Annotated in this window: 1 protein-coding gene; it reads right to left on the reverse strand. The window is 50.6% G+C overall.

The annotated features are described in order from the left end of the window. Window positions 1-1347 (reverse strand): hypothetical protein (locus KBW69_RS23365; RefSeq protein ID WP_257282534.1); only part of this gene is annotated, 1347 nt, incomplete at both ends.

Consider the following 1347-nt stretch of genomic DNA (forward strand, 5'->3'; position numbering starts at 1 on the left):
TGCCCCGGAAACTCCCGGTTCAAATAGGTCAGCACGTTGTTCAGTAACTCTGGCCGCTGTTGAACAAACTGGTAAAGTGAGCCGGGGTCGTTCAGAATTTGCTGCCTTACCCGGTCACTGAGGCTTTTTGGCAGGGACGGTGAGCTGAACCCTGAGAGAATCCCCCGCCATTGATAGAGATTAAAGGGTGTATTGGTCACCGCGTCCATAAACAGGGTGGCCAGGTTGAGATGCTCGCTTTCTACAAGGGTGCCAATGTCAGGGCCATCCCAACCGGCATAATGATCCCTGATATTATAAGGGGCATCAGCGAACTGCATTAACAGCACCGGGTCTCCTGCTCCCCAGAAATGGTACTTTCGATGTCGGTCGTTGCGGGCGATGAATAGAGAAGACCTCGACCAGACCGGATAGGTGTCACTGCCGGGAGACCCCTTTTCCAATGCCCACAGGTTAAAGTATTTCCCGGTGATGAGTGCCGGACCGGGTTTTATCGGAGTCTCAGGAATACCCGGTTGATAAAGCCATCTTTGATCCGACTTTTGGTCCGACAATGGGTAAAGCCAGCGATTATTATCGCAGGCGTGTATTTTTTCTTTGTCGGCTGACTTGCCTTTATCGGGTTCGGCAAACAACTCACCGTGGGAAGAAAGGCAGTGAATAGCCTGATTGACCCGCTTAATGTAGGTGCTGTCCAGAGCGGTGTGCCCGTCGCTGCTTATGGTTTCTTTGTTAGCCAGTTCGGGCAGCAGCCAGGGTTTTTCGTGATTCATCGGGACATCAATAAGAACACTCTGACACTTTTTATGATGGGTGAGTGGATGTGTTTGACAGATAATAGCCTGCAGGTGATTGCGGTGACGTTCCCGCCAGGGACGAAGGAAAAGGGTGCTGGTATGGGTGTCATTCAGCAGTGTCCATAGTGATAGCCAGACAGACAAAGAATCACCATCAACTGCCTGCGTCTCTGTCGATGATGTAGGGGGTGAGGCAGTGATCTGCCATACAGGGTGGTTTTCGATACAACTGGTTTGCACTGATAAACGGCCTTTCAGTAAAGCGTGATCGATCATCACCGGATGAGGAGTGCAGTCGGGGGCATCACCAAATGCCCGGGACAGTGATGGTAAGCCATGACGGAAAGAAGGGTAGGGTACGATGGAAGGAGGAAGTAGTTTTGCTAACAGAAACCACCACAGGTGACTCGACCATTGATTCTTGAAAAAAAGGGATAACTTTTCGGGTGTACCAACGTCGTGTAGTACATGGTAATGGTTACCCAGCTTCAGGTGGAAATTATTGCTTTTAAACCCGGCGTAGATACCCATAAAGCGGATTTCTGGTGCG

The sequence above is a fragment of the Endozoicomonas sp. ISHI1 genome (assembly GCF_024606225.1).
Taxonomy (GTDB): domain Bacteria; phylum Pseudomonadota; class Gammaproteobacteria; order Pseudomonadales; family Endozoicomonadaceae; genus Endozoicomonas_A.